This is a genomic window from Longimicrobium sp. (assembly GCA_036389135.1).
GTDB lineage: Bacteria > Gemmatimonadota > Gemmatimonadetes > Longimicrobiales > Longimicrobiaceae > Longimicrobium.
The window spans coordinates 111,779-128,066 of sequence record DASVQP010000129.1 but is presented as its reverse complement, the minus strand read 5'-3'; the positions used below and the strand labels follow the sequence as shown (position 1 = coordinate 128,066).

The 16,288-nt window shown below is 68.2% G+C and carries 16 protein-coding genes and 1 pseudogene; 2 read left to right on the top strand and 15 right to left on the bottom strand.

Features of this window, described 5'->3' with window-relative positions:
• Positions 1–23 precede the first annotated feature (23 nt).
• The 7 genes and pseudogenes from VF584_25940 to VF584_25910 all read right to left on the bottom strand — a co-directional run bounded on the left by VF584_25940 (position 24) and on the right by VF584_25910 (position 5,942).
• Positions 24–746: a DUF4184 family protein gene (locus tag VF584_25940; protein ID HEX8213637.1), complete on the bottom strand. Its 723-nt coding sequence runs from the start codon at positions 744–746 to the stop codon at positions 24–26.
• 120 nt (positions 747–866) lie between these two features.
• The gene (locus VF584_25935; protein HEX8213636.1) at positions 867–1,364 is read right to left on the bottom strand and encodes an acetyl-CoA carboxylase biotin carboxyl carrier protein subunit; all 498 of its coding nucleotides are present in this window, start codon (positions 1,362–1,364) and stop codon (positions 867–869) included.
• Position 1,365: 1 nt separating this feature from the next.
• On the bottom strand, positions 1,366–2,712 hold the full coding sequence (locus VF584_25930; GenBank protein HEX8213635.1) for a class I SAM-dependent RNA methyltransferase: 1,347 nt from the start codon (positions 2,710–2,712) through the stop codon (positions 1,366–1,368).
• Positions 2,679–4,184 (bottom strand): acetyl-CoA carboxylase biotin carboxylase subunit, encoded by a 1,506-nt coding sequence (gene accC, locus VF584_25925; protein HEX8213634.1) that lies wholly within the window; start codon positions 4,182–4,184, stop codon positions 2,679–2,681. Before accC ends, VF584_25930 begins: the two co-directional genes overlap by 34 nt.
• A 108-nt stretch (positions 4,185–4,292) precedes the next feature.
• Positions 4,293–4,652 (bottom strand): annotated as a pseudogene (locus tag VF584_25920) (RDD family protein).
• 96 nt (positions 4,653–4,748) lie between these two features.
• Entirely contained in the window at positions 4,749–5,402 is a 654-nt protein-coding gene (locus VF584_25915; protein ID HEX8213633.1) for an RDD family protein, read from the bottom strand.
• Positions 5,403–5,408: 6 nt separating this feature from the next.
• On the bottom strand, positions 5,409–5,942 hold the full coding sequence (locus VF584_25910; GenBank protein ID HEX8213632.1) for a DinB family protein: 534 nt from the start codon (positions 5,940–5,942) through the stop codon (positions 5,409–5,411).
• Between the two features lie 145 nt (positions 5,943–6,087).
• Here VF584_25910 and VF584_25905 point away from each other — a divergent pair, with 145 nt between their 5' ends.
• Positions 6,088–6,270, top strand: coding sequence for a hypothetical protein (locus VF584_25905; protein HEX8213631.1), 183 nt, complete (start codon positions 6,088–6,090; stop codon positions 6,268–6,270).
• 29 nt (positions 6,271–6,299) lie between these two features.
• A complete protein-coding gene (locus VF584_25900; protein ID HEX8213630.1) occupies positions 6,300–7,556 on the top strand; it encodes a serine hydrolase in 1,257 nt (418 codons plus the stop codon).
• A 693-nt stretch (positions 7,557–8,249) separates the two neighbouring features.
• Here VF584_25900 and VF584_25895 read toward each other — a convergent pair.
• The 8 genes from VF584_25895 to VF584_25860 form a co-directional block, all read right to left on the bottom strand.
• Positions 8,250–9,173 (bottom strand): AAA family ATPase, encoded by a 924-nt coding sequence (locus VF584_25895; protein ID HEX8213629.1) that lies wholly within the window; start codon positions 9,171–9,173, stop codon positions 8,250–8,252.
• Between the two features lie 439 nt (positions 9,174–9,612).
• A complete protein-coding gene (locus tag VF584_25890; protein ID HEX8213628.1) occupies positions 9,613–9,864 on the bottom strand; it encodes a hypothetical protein in 252 nt (83 codons plus the stop codon).
• A gap of 206 nt (positions 9,865–10,070) precedes the next feature.
• Positions 10,071–10,400: a hypothetical protein gene (locus VF584_25885; GenBank protein HEX8213627.1), complete on the bottom strand. Its 330-nt coding sequence runs from the start codon at positions 10,398–10,400 to the stop codon at positions 10,071–10,073.
• Positions 10,401–11,167: 767 nt separating this feature from the next.
• On the bottom strand, positions 11,168–11,872 hold the full coding sequence (locus tag VF584_25880) for a hypothetical protein (GenBank protein ID HEX8213626.1): 705 nt from the start codon (positions 11,870–11,872) through the stop codon (positions 11,168–11,170).
• Entirely contained in the window at positions 11,872–13,416 is a 1,545-nt protein-coding gene (locus VF584_25875; GenBank protein ID HEX8213625.1) for an acyl-CoA carboxylase subunit beta, read from the bottom strand. The genes VF584_25880 and VF584_25875 overlap by 1 nt, the downstream gene beginning before the upstream one ends.
• Before the next feature lie 185 nt (positions 13,417–13,601).
• A complete protein-coding gene (locus VF584_25870; protein ID HEX8213624.1) occupies positions 13,602–14,045 on the bottom strand; it encodes an energy transducer TonB in 444 nt (147 codons plus the stop codon).
• Position 14,046: 1 nt separating this feature from the next.
• Positions 14,047–14,514, bottom strand: coding sequence for an energy transducer TonB (locus VF584_25865; GenBank protein HEX8213623.1), 468 nt, complete (start codon positions 14,512–14,514; stop codon positions 14,047–14,049).
• 139 nt (positions 14,515–14,653) lie between these two features.
• On the bottom strand, positions 14,654–16,141 hold the full coding sequence (locus tag VF584_25860) for a S8 family peptidase (GenBank protein HEX8213622.1): 1,488 nt from the start codon (positions 16,139–16,141) through the stop codon (positions 14,654–14,656).
• Positions 16,142–16,288 lie beyond the last annotated feature (147 nt).

Genomic DNA, 16,288 nt, shown 5'->3' with positions numbered 1-16,288 from the left:
ATGCGGGGAAGATAATGCGCGGATCACCTGGGGAAAGCACCGCCCCGCCGGGTCGCCGCGCCATAAACCACGGCGGCCGCGGCGAGCCCCGCCATTCCGCCCACTGCGGCGTACCCAAGCGCCACTACCGGGGAGGCGTGCAGACGCCGCGCGCCGTTCAGCACCGCGGTGAGCGCGGCGAACGCCACGATGGCGCCGGCCACACGCAGCGCGGTGGTCCGCTCGCCCGGCGCGTAACGCCGCGCCTCGGCCGGGTGGCTTCGCACCCACGCGCGCACCCAGCACGCGATCGCCACCGCGCCCGCCAGCGTGGAAAGGTGCTGCAGCACGTGGTACACGGGCACGCCGGCCACCATCTCCCGCAGCAGGGGCGAATCGACGGCCAGATCCGCGCTGCCGTGGGTGACGGAGTCCCACAGCACGTGCGTCGCGGCGCCCACCAGCACCGCCGCGGCCGACGCGATCCACCCGTGGCGCGGTGCGGGCGAGCGCAGCCCGGCGGGGAGGTGCCGCATGGCCGCCGGGCGCACCAGCGCGCGGAACACGGCGCACGCCGCCAGCCCTACCGGCACGCAGAAGAGGAGCAGCCCGAGCGGCGTGTGCCCGAAGCGGCCGTACACGCGCAGCCGCAGGATGTACTCGAAGTCCGGCGCCATCGTACCCAGCACCAGCGCGTCCAGCGGCAGCCGTGGCGCCAAACGCCGCACCAGCCACGCGGCCGCGGGATGCGAAACGGTCAGCGGCAACGATCCTCCCGTCTCAAGCCTCACACAGAGAACACGGAGGGGAAAAACAAGCCACAGAGGAAACTCTCTTTCTGCCCTTGCTTTTCCCCTCTGCGGCTCCGTGTGAGACGTAGCTTCTTCTTACTCGAGAACGATGAGGGTCGCGCCCTTGTCCACGGTCTGCCGCTCCTGGACGAGGATCCGGGCGACGACACCGTCGGCGGGCGCCTTAAGCTCATTCTCCATCTTCATCGCCTCCACGATGATGACGCCCTGCCCCGCCTTCACCGCCTGACCCACCTCCACCTCGATCTTGACCACCATGCCGGGCATCGGCGCCACGATCTCCTTGCTCGCCTCGTCCTCGGTCGCGCCGGTCATCTCGCGGATGGCGCGGGTGCGCTCGTCCACCGCGTCGGCGGCGAAGCGGCGGCCGCCCATCGTGATCTGCCAGCGCGCCTTGCGGTCGCCCGGGTGCGCGGTCAGGGTGTGCGAGCGCCCGCCCGCGATGAGGCTGCGCACCGGCGTGCCGGGGAGGTGCGCGAGCTGCGCGTGCACGGGAGTGCCGTCCACCACGGGCGTCGCGCCGGTGAGGTCCACCTCCAGCGTGCGGTCGCCGATCGTCACGAAGTAGCGCATGTCAGCTCGGGTCAGCGTTGGACCGCAGCTCCGCCACGCTCTCCACGTGCGCGGTCTGCGGGAAAAGGTCGAACGAGCGGATCCCCACCAGCGTGTACGCGGGCGACAGCCGCTTCAGGTCGCGCGCCAGCGTCGCCGGGTTGCACGAGACGTAGAGGATGCGCCCCGCGCGCGCCGCCAGCAGCGCATCCGCCACCTCCGCCGCGACGCCCGCGCGCGGCGGGTTGAGGATGACCAGGTCGGCGGGGAGGTGCTGGCGGATCAGCTCCTCGACGGGCCCCTCCACGAACTCGGCGCCGGGCGGGGCGGCCGCGATCGCCGCCTCCACCGCCTGCGGGTCCAGCTCGATGCCTACGACGCGTGCGCCGTCGCGGGCGAAGCGGCGGGCGTGGAGCCCCACGCCGCAGTACGCATCCACCACGCGCAGCCCGGCGACGTCGCCCGCGCGCTCAAGCACGTGCGCCTCCAGCAGCGCGGCGGCCTCGCGGTTCACCTGCAGGAAGGCGGTGCCGCTCAGCTCCACCGTCTCGTCGCCCCACGTCTCCGGCAGCCCCGGCGAGCCCGCGATCAGCTCCGGCGACGCCTCGCGCGGCCGGTGCCAGACGGCGACGAGGCCGGGGACGCGCTCCATCAGCTCGTCGGGCCGGCCTTGGGTGAAGCCGCCCTCCACCAGCAGCGACACCTCGCCGGACGCCGTGGCGCGCAGCGTGAGCCGCAGCCGCTCGCCGGAGGGAAGAAGGCGCGCGTCGGGGCCCCAGTTGGCGCGGATCGCGTCCCATACGCGCGCGATCGGCTCCTCGGGGAGGAGGCACGAGCCGGCGATGTCCACCACCTCGTCCGGCTCGCCGAGCGCGTGGAAGCCGGCCTCCACCCGCCCGCTCTCCCGCCGCCGCAACGCGAAGGAGACGCGGTTTCGGTAGCGGAACTCGCGCGGCGAGGGCACCACCTCCGGCGGCTCCACCGGCACCCCGCCGATGCGCGTGAGGGCGTCCGCGACGATGCGGGCCTTGGCGCGGAGCTGCGCATCGTACGGCATGTGCTCCAGCGTGCACCCGCCGCAGCGCGCGTAGTGCGGGCAGGGCGCCTCGCGCCGCTCCGGCGAGGGCTCCAGCACGCGCAGGAGGCGGCCGCGCGCCCAGCGGTCGCGCTTCTCGGTAAGCGCCACCTCGGCCAGGTCGCCGGGGGCGGTGCGGTGGACGAAGACGACGCGCCCGTCCGGAAGCCGCCCCACCCCTTCCCCGCCCGCCGCGATGGAGTCGATGCGTACCCGCACCGGCCGCGGCGGCTCGCGGCGCGCGACCGGACGCCTGCCCTTCAACCCCGTCTCCAGCCCGCGCGGCTCTTCCACGCGCTCCCGCCGCCCGTGGAGGTGGACGCCTGCGGGCGCGGCACCGAGCGCTGGTTGCGGCGCTCCTCCTCCAGCAGCGCGGCGGCGAGCGCGGCGGCGCGGATCAGCTCCTCGTCCGTGCTCTCGCCCAGCAGCTCGGCCTCGTGCTTCTCCAGGTACTTGATGTCCAGCCGCCCGGCGCGGAAGTCCGGCTCGTCCATCACGCGCAGGTGGAAGGGGACGCTGGTGTCGACGCCCTCCAGCCTCAGCTCGAGCAGCGCCCGCTTCATCCGGTCGATCGCCTCGATCCTCGTGGGCGCGTGCACGATCAGCTTGGCGAGCATGGGATCGTAAAAGAGCCCCACCTCCACCCCCGTCGCGATCCCGCCGTCCCAGCGCACGCCGGGCCCGGAGGGGAGCGTCAGGTTCCCGATCCGCCCGGTGGAGGGGAGGAAGTTGTTGGCCGGGTCCTCGGAGGTGATGCGGCACTCGATGGCGTGCCCGTTCCAGGTGATGTCGTCCTGGGTGAAGGGGAGCGCCTCGCCCGCAGCCACGCGGATCTGCCACTGCACCAGGTCCACCCCCGTCACCAGCTCGGTTACGGGGTGCTCCACCTGGATGCGCGTGTTCATCTCCAGGAAGTAGAACTCTCCGTTCTGGTAGAGGCACTCCACCGTGCCGGCGCCCTCGTAGCTCACCGCGCGCGCCGCCGCGACGGCCATCTCGCCCATCGCGCGGCGCTCGTCGGGCGTGAGGACGGCGCTGGGGGCTTCCTCGATCAGCTTCTGGTGGCGGCGCTGGATGGAGCACTCGCGCTCGCCCAGGTGCAGCGTGTTGCCGTGGCGGTCGGCCAGCAGCTGGATCTCGATGTGGCGCGGCCCCTCCAGGAACTTCTCCACGTAGACCGACCGGTCGCCGAACGCGGACTGCGCCTCGTTGCCGGCCGCCTCGAAGGCGCGCTCGATCTCGTCCTCGCTGGCCACGATGCGCATCCCCTTCCCGCCCCCGCCCGCCGCGGCCTTGAGGAGCACCGGGTAGCCGATCTCCCCCGCCACCGTGCGCGCCTCCGCCGCATCTCGCAGCGCCTCCTTGGTGCCGGGGACGACGGGGACGCCGGCGTCGATCATCCGCGAGCGCGCCGCCGTCTTGTCGCCCATCGCGGTGACCGCCTCGGGCGAGGGGCCGATGAAGACGAGCCCCGCGTCGCGCACGGCCTGGATGAAGGGCGCGCGCTCGCTGAGGAAGCCGTAGCCGGGGTGGATCGCCTCCGCGCCGCACGCCTTCGCCACCTCGATCAGCACGTCCGCGCGCAGGTAGCTCTGCGCGGAGGGAGGCGGGCCGATCAGGTACGCTTCGTCGGCGGCGAGCACGTGAGGGGCGAGGCGGTCGGCCTCGGAATAGACCGCCACGGCCTCGATGCCCAGCTCGTGCGCGGCGCGGATCACGCGCAGTGCGATCTCACCGCGGTTGGCTACCAGGATCTTCTTGAACACGCGTTCCGGAGGTGCTCGGTTCGGCCCCGCGCGCGCAGGGCGTTTCGTGGTGCGCTACAGCGCGGCAAGGTACACTCCGCCGGCCCCTTTCGCGAGCCGGCGCGCGGCTCACCGCTGCACCACGCAGGTGCGCGCGATCACGTCGTGGAGCGCCTGCTGCCGCCGCGAGAAGATCGCCACCAGGTAGCCGATCCCCATCAACGGGTACGATCCAACCTCCGCCGCGTACCGGATGGTTGCGCGGACGAAGGAGATCCTGCGCCCCTCGAGGTCGGCCACGCGCAGCCCCAGCACCAGCTTCCCCACCGTGCCCTGCCAGGGAGAGGAGTGGAGCACCGCCTTGTACGCCCACCACGCCAGCGCGCCGACGTAGAGCTGCCCTCGATCCCCGCCGGACGCGCCGCCGACCTGGGGCACCTCCCCCGGCGCCACCGCGGCGAGCTGCACCAGAACGAAGACGACCCAGAGAAGGGTGAAGTCGGATGAGCATCGCGCTCGCGCGGAGCGAGAAGCCGGCGTAGCGCATGGCGGGCTCGCGGGGGAGAGTGGCGGTTCCGCCGGACGTCATCGGTAGAGGACCAGCGTTCCCGAGATCTTGTCGTGCAGCGCCTGCTTGCGCGAAGAGAGTCCCGCCATCACGTATCCGATCCCGACCGTCCAGCCGGACACGAACTCGGCGAGGCAGCGCCCCATCGCGTGGTCGAAGGTGATGCGTCGCCCCTGCAGGTCGGTGACCTGGATCCCCACCGCGCGCTTGCCGATCGTCGCCTGCCATCCGGACGCGTGGAACGCGGCCCGGTAGGCCGAGTGCACGCACACGGTCAGGGCGAGCGACGCCAGGTTAACCCCGAGATCCGCCACCGGGTCGCCCGTTCTATCCTCGATGAGAAGGCTTCGGAGGGTTCTGAGCGGGATCAAGAGGACGATGGTGTCGATGAGGATGGCGGCGAAGCGAATCCAGAACCCGGCGAACCGCCTCACCGTCGCCGTCTTCGCGAGCGGCGCCTGGTAGCCCGGCGGCCGCGGCAAGCTGGAGAGCGCGAGCCCCGGAAGGTCGCGGATCTCGATCCACTGCGGCGCGCCCGGATACCAGGCCCAGTCGCTCAGCGAGAACCGCCCCTCCCCCACCAGGTTCCTCACCTGGGCTATCGTATACGGCCCGCTGCGGTCGCCGCCGCGGCCGATATAGATCTCCTGAGGAGTGGCCGGGGTGTCCATGGATGCTCAGGCGAGGGAGTAGCGGGTGCGGAGGATCTCCAGGTGGTGCGCCACGTGCCCCGCGATGATGTACGCCAGCGCCCGGGCCGTGATCGGGGCCCCACTGGCTGTCCCCGCACGGGCGGCCGCCTCGCCGTCGAAGCCGCGCAGCAGGAGCAGGCTGGCGCGGCGCACCGTCTCCCACTCCTCCACCAGCGAGGGGAGCGGGCGCGCGTCGAAGCCGGCGGTAGCCACGAAGCTGTTCTCGTCGAACCCCGGCAGCGGCGTCGTGTCGCCCCGCGCGATGCGGAGCGCGCGGTACGCCATGATGCGCTCCGTGTCCGCCAGGTGCCCGGCGACTTCCTTGACGCTCCACTTCCCCGGCGCGTAGCGGAACAGCGCCTCCTCCTCCGAAAGGCCGCGTAGAAGGCCCGAGACCTCCTGGATCTGCGCCTCCAGCCGCCTCAGCAGGTCGCCCTTCGACGCGAGGGCGACGTAACCGGCGTAAAAGGGCGCGAATTCGCCTTCAGCGGGGGGCGAAAAGGTGGCGATGATCTCCAAGGACGGGCTCCGAACAGGGTGGGATGGAGGCGCTGCGCCGTTGAAACTACGAATGCCCGCCCTGTGCTGCCAGGCGGGCGCGCAAGCACGGGAGTTGCGCGGGCCGGCGCGCATCCCACGACGCACTCCGAACCCGGGCACCGCCATGAAGAACGACTACCAGGATCCGCCCGTCAACACGAAGCGCGGACGTGCGAGCACCTGGATCGCGCTCCTCCTGATCGCGCTGGTGCTGGGCTTCATCATCTGGTTCTCCATCGAGAACTGGGGCCCCGGCGATGCCCGCCACGAAGCGTTCGCACGTCCAGCCGCTGGGGTGATGGCGTGATGCGCACACATCGCGTACAGGGCTCTTCCGTGCCATCTATCCGCAGGCTCTCGCTCCTCGTCCTCCTCCTGGCCGGCGTGCCGGAGGGAGCCGCCCTCGCGCAGCGCCCCGCCGCGCAGCCGCGCAACGCCTACTACCCCGGCCCCGGCGACGACTGGCAGCGGCGCACGCCCGCGCAGGCAGGGCTGGATTCGGCGCGGCTCCAGGAGGCGGTGCGCTTCGCCATCGCCAGCGAGTCGAAGGCGCCGCGCGACCTGGAGCTCGCCCACTACCAGACCTTTGGACGCGAGCCGTTCGGGGAGGCGGTGGGGCCCTTTCAGCCGCGCGGCGACCCTACGGGGATGATCGTCCGCAACGGCTACATCGTGGCCGAGTGGGGCGATCCGTATCGCGTGGACATGACCTTCAGCGTCACCAAGAGCTTCCTCTCCACCGTGGTGGGGGTGGCGTTCGACCGCGGGCTGATCCGCGACCTGCGCGCACCCGTGTGGCGCTCCATGGCCCCGGTGATGGTGATCCCGCCCGGCGGCGGCGCGCGCCACGATGCCGGCTTGGGCGCCGGGACGCCGCTGCGCCCCTTCGACACGCCGCACAACCGCCGCATCACCTGGGACGACCTCCTGCGCCAGACGAGCGACTGGGAGGGAACGCTCTGGGGCAAGCCAGAGTGGGCGGACCGGCCGAGCCAGACGCCGTCCGAGTGGCTCACGCGGCCGCGCAAGGACCCGGGCACCGCCTACGAGTACAACGACGTGCGGGTGAACGTCCTGGCGCTCGCCGCGCTCAACGTCCTGCGCCGTCCGCTGCCACAGGTGCTTCGCGAAGAGGTGATGGACCCCATCGGCGCGTCGCCGTCGTGGCGCTGGACCGGCTACGAGAACTCGTGGGTGCTGATGGACGGCGAGGCGGTGCAGTCGGTGAGCGGCGGCGGGCACTGGGGCGGCGGGATGTTCATCAGCGCGCGAGACATGGCGCGCTTCGGCTACTTGACGCTGCGCCGCGGCCGCTGGCGCGACCGCCAGATCCTCTCCGAGGAGTGGGTGCGGATGGCGCTCACCCCCACCGCCCCGGAGCCGGGCTACGGCTTCATGAACTGGTTCCTGAACACCGACCGCAAGCGCCTGCCCAGCGCCCCCGCGTCGGCGTTCATGCACCTGGGCAACGGCACCAACGTGGTCTACGTGGACCCCGAAAACGACCTCGTCATCGTCGCCCGCTGGATCGAGCAGAACGCCATCGACGGCCTCGTCCAGCGCGTGCTACGTGCCCAGACCGCCACACGTTGAAGGCAGAGGTAAACCCAACCCGGAGCAGCGTCGCCATACGAGTCTGCTATCGACGCGCCTTTGTGAGACCGCCCGCAGTTCTCGCACGAACGAGGCAAGGCTCCAGGCGATCCCCTGCTCTAGCCTCAAACACGCGCTTACCATTCGGACACTTAGCGCGATGTCGCGGTAGTAACCAGTCGGCCTCCGACTTACCACTCCGCGGACCTACTCGTCGATAGGTTTTACTGGTGACTGATCAATTACGACCTCAGCCGAGCGCACATGTTCGTCTAGAGGAAGTTGCGCCGGTTCACGTCCGTGTATCGCTTCTGAACGGAGCCGATATCCGATCGTGGCTTCCACAATGTTGCTCTTCAACCGTTCTGTCGTCACTGATCGCTGCACCGGTAGGTCAAGGCACCTGGCGATTCTCTCCAGATCCACTTTAGCGACATTCAACTCCTCGAGAAATGACATTCCAGCATCCCGAGACCGTGTAGCACGCAATCTCCGGACAACGTCCTCTGGGAGCATCTCACTCCGACGCGGCTTTACTGCAGAGCCTTTTCCTCTCCGCCGTTTTACTCGTATCTCAAGTGTCGCCGTTCCGTTCAACAAGTCCTGCAGTTCGGCGTCAGTCAGCGCAGATACGCGTTTGAGCAATTGCCGAAGTACGTCGCTTAGCGACTGCGAGTCAGTATTCATTGCAGTTCAGAGTTGGAGTGCAGCGACAAACTCATCCACAAAGTCTTCTATTCCTTTTACCACGTCTTGATGCCCCGCGGAGGAATAGGGATTGAGGACGACAGGAATCGCGTCCTGAGGCGCATCCGAAAACATAGTTTTATTCTCTCGGATGTATGCTTCGAATACAGGTACACCTAGGTTTTTGGTCTGTGTCATGAACGCGCGTGACGCTGCTATCGGTTGCTGATTGTAAATCTGTATCATCGTAAAGACAACCCCCAAAATCGCCGGATTGATAGGCACAGCCGCCTCGTCAGGATCCAACTGCACATATTCGTTAAAGTCAGCGACAAGCTGATCGACATTGCGACGGAGATAGTCAATTCCTAGTGTGGAAAGGTAATCTGGCTTAGCGGGAATGAGTATCGAATCGCTCGCGACGATTGCAGTTTTGGTGACCACATTGAAGTTGGGCGGACAGTCGATAAGGACAAGGTCATACCTGTCAGCTGAGAGCTGGGATAATCCTTCCTTCAGGCGGTTATGCACGCGTAAGTAGTTGATCTTGTTCTGCTTCAACGTTCCGCCTCCGAGTTCGGTAGCCAACTCCAGATCTACATTGATGAGTCCCAAATGCGATGCTATCAGATGCAGGTTACCTTTTCCGACGAGGCGATTCTTCACCTTTTGAGGCACAACGATTAGCTCAGGCAGGGCCCGCACCTCCTTCTTCCCGAAAGAATCAAACCAACTCTTCACCGTTAGCGCATCTGCGAGTTCAGCCTGCCATGCCTCTGGGCTGACAAAGGAGAAGGTGAGACTTGCCTGAGGGTCCATGTCGATCATCAATACGTTGTAGCCGCGCCACGCGAGCTCCGCGCCGAGGTTCGCGGTCGTCGTGGTCTTGCCTACACCACCTTTGTAGTTGATCACCGCAACGACTTTCATTGGACCTCAATTGTTAGGATGCTAGAGCTTTGAGGGCGGACTCCCCGCCCGAACGCACTTATGAGTCATCTTACGATGAAGAACGGACGTTGTCGAGAGACAGCGATGGACGACATCGGGAGCTCGTTGAGTGAAATCGATCCGAACACAGGCGTATGTCGATCCTTTTCCAAAGTCCGTATATACGAATGCATGTGACACAATTTTTAGGTCGGGATCTTCGCTGCTCCTCGTACCTACAATCAGCACGTAACCTCGCGCGGCATGCTACCTCGGCTCTGTGGGTAGGACGCCCGCTGGATCGAGCAGAACGCCATCGACGGCGTCATCCAGCGCGTCCTCGCCGCCAGCACCGCGCGGTAGCCACCGACGAAAGAGAGGGCGCGAGATCTCTCCGCGCCCTCTTATTCATCCAGGCACCCGCCTCCGAGCTTCTTCTCTACTCACCCGGCCGGCGATAGACCACCCGATCGTCCACCTCCGTCCGGTTCCCGGCGAGATCGGCGGCCCCGAAAACGAGATCGTTCACGCCGGTGACCAGCGGGATCGTGAGCCTCGTCCCGTACGCCCGCTGCCCCGCGAGCGCGGTGCTCTGCTCGGCGCCGCCGTTGACGCTGAAGAAGATCCGCGCGAGCCCCGCGTTGTCCGCCGCACTGATCTCCACCACCACCTCCGCGCGCTCCGATCGCACGGTGTCCGCTATCGCCGCGACATCCAGCGTCGGCGCATCCACATCCGGCCCCGCCGGAGAATCCCCCGACCCGCCGCACCCCATCGCGATGATTAGGGTAGCAGCCGAGACAATGGCTCCTCCTGTACGTCGGTGCAGCATAGTTCCGGGAACCGGGTGAAGTGCGTTTTCGCCATGGCTGTATTTGAAGGCGCGCGGCGTACCCATCAGCGCGCCACGCGGTACTCCGCCGGCGTCTCGTGCACTGCGAGGGCGTCCGCCTCATCGACTACCGGAAAGGGGCGGTTGAGCATCCGATAGTATTCCTCCGCTACCTCAGGCTCAAACCGGTTGAGCTCCCGTCTGGCCAAGCCGCACGCCACGTTGAACGGCTCATCGTGGTAGATCATCGGTTCCCCCGGCAGATCGATCGCGTCAAGGTCCTCGCGCAGCGCAGTGACCCGGGCTGCCGCATCCGCAGGCGAAAGCCCATGAAACTGGATCAAGCAGTCCTGAGTGACCTCCCAAAATGCCTCGATCTCATCGCGTGGGATCATGAAGACTCCAGGGGACAGAGTTTAGCACAGCCTGCGCATCCGGGGTATGGAAGCTGATTTGATCCATTTCCTCGTACGCGGCGCGGCGCACGTAGTTCCGGGATACGGGCCCCACGACCACATCATACATCCCGTCCGAGGAATCTACGCGCCCATGGGTTCTCGCGCCCGCCCGGCAATGATGTACGAAGCTCCAGAAGTCCTCCGCGCCAGCGTGTCCACGCACGAAGAACAAGCACTCCAGAGATGCAAGCATGTCCCGGTCCAACTCGGTCCATATCACCACCGCACCTTCTCCAAAGCGCCGGGTCAGTGCGACAGTCCAGTGTACCGCCTGTGCCAGGTCGGCTGTGGCATAGAAACCAGCTCCGAAGTCACTCCCCGTACGCCCTCGATCCACGCGGACCCCGTCTCGCGCGATCTCGGACCAATGCTTAACCAGTGTGCCGTGGTAGAGCGTCAGTGGGCCGTTGCGCCACGCTGGAGGCTCATGTTTGCGTTGGGCGTGCACAGGCGATGGAGTCGGTGTTCGTTCCAGCGTTCCGCGCGCTGGAGAGCGAACGCCATGCCGCTTCAACGAGTTCTGGCACATCCGTCCCGAAGGGAGCTACACCGCTCCCATAGGTATTCGATGGGAGCACTTCAGCAGCAGCTGGATCTTGGTGATGCGGCTGTCCGAGATCGTAGAAGAGACGACCTGTCGTGGTCCCATGAAAAGCGGAGACACCAGGACAAGCTCCCGGTGTCTCCGCTTTCCTGCGTGACGCCTATCGAGCGAGGAGGGCCTTCAAGCTCTCCAGCGCCGCGCCCCACGACGCCTTCAACGCCGCCGCCTCTTCTTCGGACGCAATGCCGCGGTGGTCCACGCTGACGCTGCTCTTGGCGTCGCTCTTGGACTCGAAGCGCACGTCGATGGGCATGTCGGCCCAGCGGGCGCGGAGCGATTTGCCGGGGGTGGTGCCGCGGATGGTGACGGGGTGGTCGCCCAGCCAGCGGCGGCGCGTGTCGTCGTCCGTCCAGGCGGCGAAGAGGGTGTCGAGGGGGACGTTGACCGTTTTGCTGGCGTACGCGCGGTAGCCGTCGGCCGGACGGCCCGCCTTTGCGACGCGCTCCGCGGCGGGGTGCGACTGGTGCGCGACCGCGGCCAGCAGCAGGTCGCGAACGGCCGGGTTCTCCAGCACGGCGGGCGAGGCGACCTTGACGTGCCGCCCCATCTTCCCCGTCCCCTCCAGCAGCCCCGCCGGGTCCGGCAGGTCGGCGCCGACGAGCTGGAGGTTGATGCGCGAGGTGTGCGGGATCACCGCCACCACCATGTTGCCCATGCGCGGGCCGGTGCCGAAGATGATGTTCTTCCACCCCGGATGCACCTTGACCACGGCGTCCGGCAGCACGGCGCGCACGAGCTCGCAGGCGCGCAGGGCGAGATCGCGCACCTCGGGCGAGTACCCGGCCAGCAGCTGGTCGATCGTCATCAGAGCGGGATGTTGCCGTGCTTGCGCGGCGGGTTGCTGTCGCGCTTGTTCTGCAGCATGTCGAAGGCGCTGATCACCCGCGCGCGCGTCTCGCGCGGGTCGATCACGTCGTCCACGTAGCCGCGGGCGGCGGCGGCGAACGGGTTGGCGAAGCGCTCCGCGTACTCCTGCTGCCGGGCGTCGGCGGCGGCGGCCGGGTCCTCGGCGGTGCCGATCTCGCGGCGGTACAGGATCTCCACTGCGCCCTTGGCCCCCATCACCGCGATCTCGGCGGTGGGCCAGGCGTAGTTGATGTCGCCGCGGATGTGCTTGGAGCTCATCACGTCGTACGCGCCGCCGTACGCCTTGCGGGTGATGATGGTGACCTTGGGGACCGTCGCCTCGCAGAAGGCGTAGAGGAGCTTGGCGCCGTGGCGAATGATGCCGCCGTGCTCCTGCGTGACGCCCGGGAGGAAGCCCGGCACGTCCTCGAAGGTCAGGATGGGGATGTTGAAGCAGTCGCAGAAGCGGACGAAGCGCGCCGCCTTCACCGACGCGTCGATGTCCAGCACCCCCGCCAGCACCGCCGGCTGGTTTGCCACGATGCCGATGGAGTGGCCGCCCGCGTGCGCGAAGCCGCAGAGGATGTTCCCCGCGTAGTCCGCGTGCACCTCGTAGAACTCGCCGTCGTCCACCACGCGGCGGATGACGTCGTGCATGTCGTACGGCTTGTTCGGGTTCTCCGGCACCACGTCCAGCAGCTCCTCGTCGGCCCGGTCGAAGGGGTCGTCGGTGGCCCTGCGCGGCGCGTCGTCCTGGTTGTTCTGCGGGATGAACTCGAAGAGGTGGCGGATCTTGTGGAGGCACTCCACCTCACTCTTGACGGCGAAGTGCGCCACGCCGCTCCTGGCCGCGTGCGTGGCGGCGCCGCCCAGCTCCTCCATCGTCACGTCCTCGTGCGTCACCGTCTTCACCACGTTGGGCCCGGTTACGAACATGTAGCTCGACCCCTGCACCATGTAGATGAAGTCCGTGATGGCGGGCGAGTACACCGCCCCGCCCGCGCACGGCCCCAGGATCGCCGAGATCTGCGGGACGACGCCGGACGCCAGCGTGTTGCGGAGGAAGATGTCGGCATACCCCCCCAGCGACACGACGCCCTCCTGGATGCGCGCGCCGCCCGAGTCGTTGAGCCCCACCACCGGCGCGCCGTTCTTGAGCGCCAGGTCCATGATCTTGACGATCTTCTCCGCGTGCGCCTCGCTGAGCGACCCGCCGAACACCGTGAAGTCCTGCGAGAAGACGTAGACTAGGCGCCCGTGGATGGTGCCGTAGCCGGTCACCACGCCGTCGCCCAGGTACTTCTCGTTCTCGAGCCCGAAGTCGGTGGCGCGGTGGACGACGAAGCGGTCCAGCTCCACGAACGAGCCCTCGTCCAGGAGCACGTCCAGCCGCTCGCGCGCGGTGAGCTTGCCGCGCTCGTGCTGCGCCTGGATGCGCTTGGCGCCGCCGCCCATCTCCGCCTGCCGGCGGAGCTCTTCCAGCTTTTCAAGCTTTTCCCGCATCGACATCGCGCGCCGCCCGTGGTGTGCGTGTGAAGTATCCCCGCAATTCGGCGGGCAATCTACCACGCCGGTGCCGGGCTCGCACGGGTCTCCGCGGCAGCGCCCAACACAGAAGGCATGGAGGCACAGGGAAGAACTCGTCCCTGTGCCTCCGTGTCTCTGGGTGAGCCCGCTGTTGTCTGCGGCTAGCGACCCGGCCTGAAGGTGATCGGGAGCTCGATGCTGACGCGCACCGGCACGCCGTTCACCTGGGCGGGGTTGAAGCGCATGGCCCGCGCGACGTTGATCGCGGGGGCGATGAACGGCGCGTCACTGCTCCGCACGACCACGATGGACGAGGTGCGGCCGTCGCTCCCGACGATCATCCGGAGCTGGACGAGGCCCTCGACGCCCGCGTCGCGCAGCACGCCTCCGTAGTTCTGCTCCAGCGCCCGCGCAACGGCGGTGTTGTTGGCCAGCCTCGGCTTCACCGTCACCTCGTCGATGTCGTACACGCGGGCGGTGTCGGCCGGAGCCCCCGAGGTAGCAGCAGCCGGGCTGGGCGGCGTGCCCCCGCCGCCGGACGCGCACGCGGGGAGCAGCAGGACGCAGCAGACGACCACCAGGGGCGCGGCACCGGTCTTCATCATTTCACGGGTTGGAAGGCGCAGGCGCGGCGGCGCATTCGGCTTTGCGAGGCGGAACGTCGTAGGACAACGGAAGCTCCACGAGGACCGGTGCGCTCCTCTCCCTGATCTGCCCGGGCGAGAAGCGCATCGCGCGCAGAACCGTGAGCGCCGCCTCGTCGATCGCGGGATTCCCGGTGGGTGCCACGACCATCGCGCGCGAGGTGGTGCCGTTTGGTTTGACGACGAAGCGGAGAGTCACCGACCCGCGGCCGCCCTCCGGGCCCACCGCCTTCCCGAAAGCTTCCTCCGCGACCCGAGTGGCCTGGGGGCCGTTTCTGATCATCGGACGGACCTCTATCGCGGAGATGTCGAAAGTGCCCTCGGTGACCGGCGGGGGAGGCGCGACCGGGGGCGGGGCGGTCTCCTGGGCAGCGGCGCGCCCGGCGGAGAGGAGAAGCGCGGCGAGCAGGGAGTAGCGGAGAGGCTGCATGAGGCTTCGGGGCGGGGGGAAGGTGGATGCTGCGACGCGGAATCTGCGCACTGCCGGCGCAGTGGGCAAGACAGCATGAGGGTGCGGAGCCGAAGCCCCGCACCCTCCGCGAAGAACCGACAGTGACCCGTCAGGCCCGTTACCAGCCACTGGGGGTGCACTGAGCCGACTGCCACGCTGTCCTGCCCGCGCCGCCGCTGTCCAGCACGGTCACGTACACGTCGACATACGAGTACATGTTGCCCGAATACGGACACTGAATCATCGTGTATTCGCCGAACGACGACCCAGTCAACCAGGTGTATTCGTAACCGCCGCCCGTGCCCCCGGAAGCGTAGGCGTAGCAGTCGAGGTAACCCTGGAAGGCGGAATCGTAGCACTGGATCTGAACGTTGGGCGGCCCCGTCGACGGAAACGGCGGCGGCGGGGAGTAGCCGGAGAGCGTGGAGTTCACCAGGCGGTTGTTGGGTGCTCCCGAGCCGGCGCCCATCACCACGTTCACGGCCCCCGAGTTCAGGATCGCGGACGACACCGTGGAAGGTGCGGCGGTGGGGTTGCCCTGCAGGTACAGGGCGGCCACGCCCGCTACGTGCGGCGAAGCCATCGAGGTGCCGTTCAGGGTCGCCGTCGCAGAGCTGCCGGTGTGCCACGCCGACAGGATGCCGGAGCCCGGTGCGTACAGGTCCACGCAATGCCCGAAGTTGGAGAAGGAAGACCGCTCGTCCCCCGATGCCGAAGAGGCGACGGTCAGCGCCCCCGGAGCCCGCGCGGGCGAGTAGTAGCAGGCGTCGCCGGCATCGTTCCCCGCCGCGACGGCGTACGTCACCCCCGCGTTGATGGAGTTGGCGAGCGCGGCGTCGAGCGCGGTGTTGCCGCCCCCGCCCAGCGACATGTTCGCCACCGCCGGCTTCACGTGGTACTGGGTGACCCAGTCCACGCCCGCGATGACGCCGCTCCACGTTCCGGACCCGGCGCAGTCCAGCACGCGCACGGCGATCAGGCTGGCGCTCTTCGCCACGCCGTAGGTGCTGCCCGCGGCAGTGCCGGCCACGTGGGTGCCGTGGCCGTTGCAGTCCGCCGCGGTGCCGCCGAACGCGTCGTAACCGGCGGACGCGCGGCCCCCGAACTGGGTGTGGTCGAAGCGGATCCCGGTGTCCAGCACGTAGATGCGCACGCCGGCACCGGTGGCCGTGTAGTTGTAATTGCCGTCCACCGTCTGGTCGATCCGGTCCAGCCCCCACGGCGCGCCGTACTGCGTGGTGCTCGCCTTCACGATCCCGTCCTCTTCCACGAACCGGACTTGCGGGTTGCGGCGCAGCGCCTCGACGGCGGCGGGCCGCAGGGTGGCCGCGAAACCGCGCAGCGCGTGGGTGTACGTGTGGTGCAGCGTGCCGCCGTGCGCCGCCACCAGCCGTGCGGCAAGCCCGCGCGCGTCCGGCGTCTCGTCCCGGAAAACGACGATGTACCGGTCGCGGACCGCACCCCCGTGCGCGGCAGCCAACAGGGGCGCCGTACGGGAATCCGCCCGCATTCCGTCCGGCTCCGGCCCCAGTGGTGCGTCGGAGCATGCGGACGCTCCGGCGGCGGCGATCAGGGCGGCAAACACTCCGAATGCTCTCGCTCTCACGATGGTCTCTCCTCTGGCGGTTGAGAAGGAACGTCGCGCACGGTGGCGCAAACAGAGCATATTTATACCAGCCACGAAATACAAGTAGCAACAATGTCCACTTTCTTGTCTCTTTCTTTCACTCCGTGTCTCTGCGTGAAACGCTGT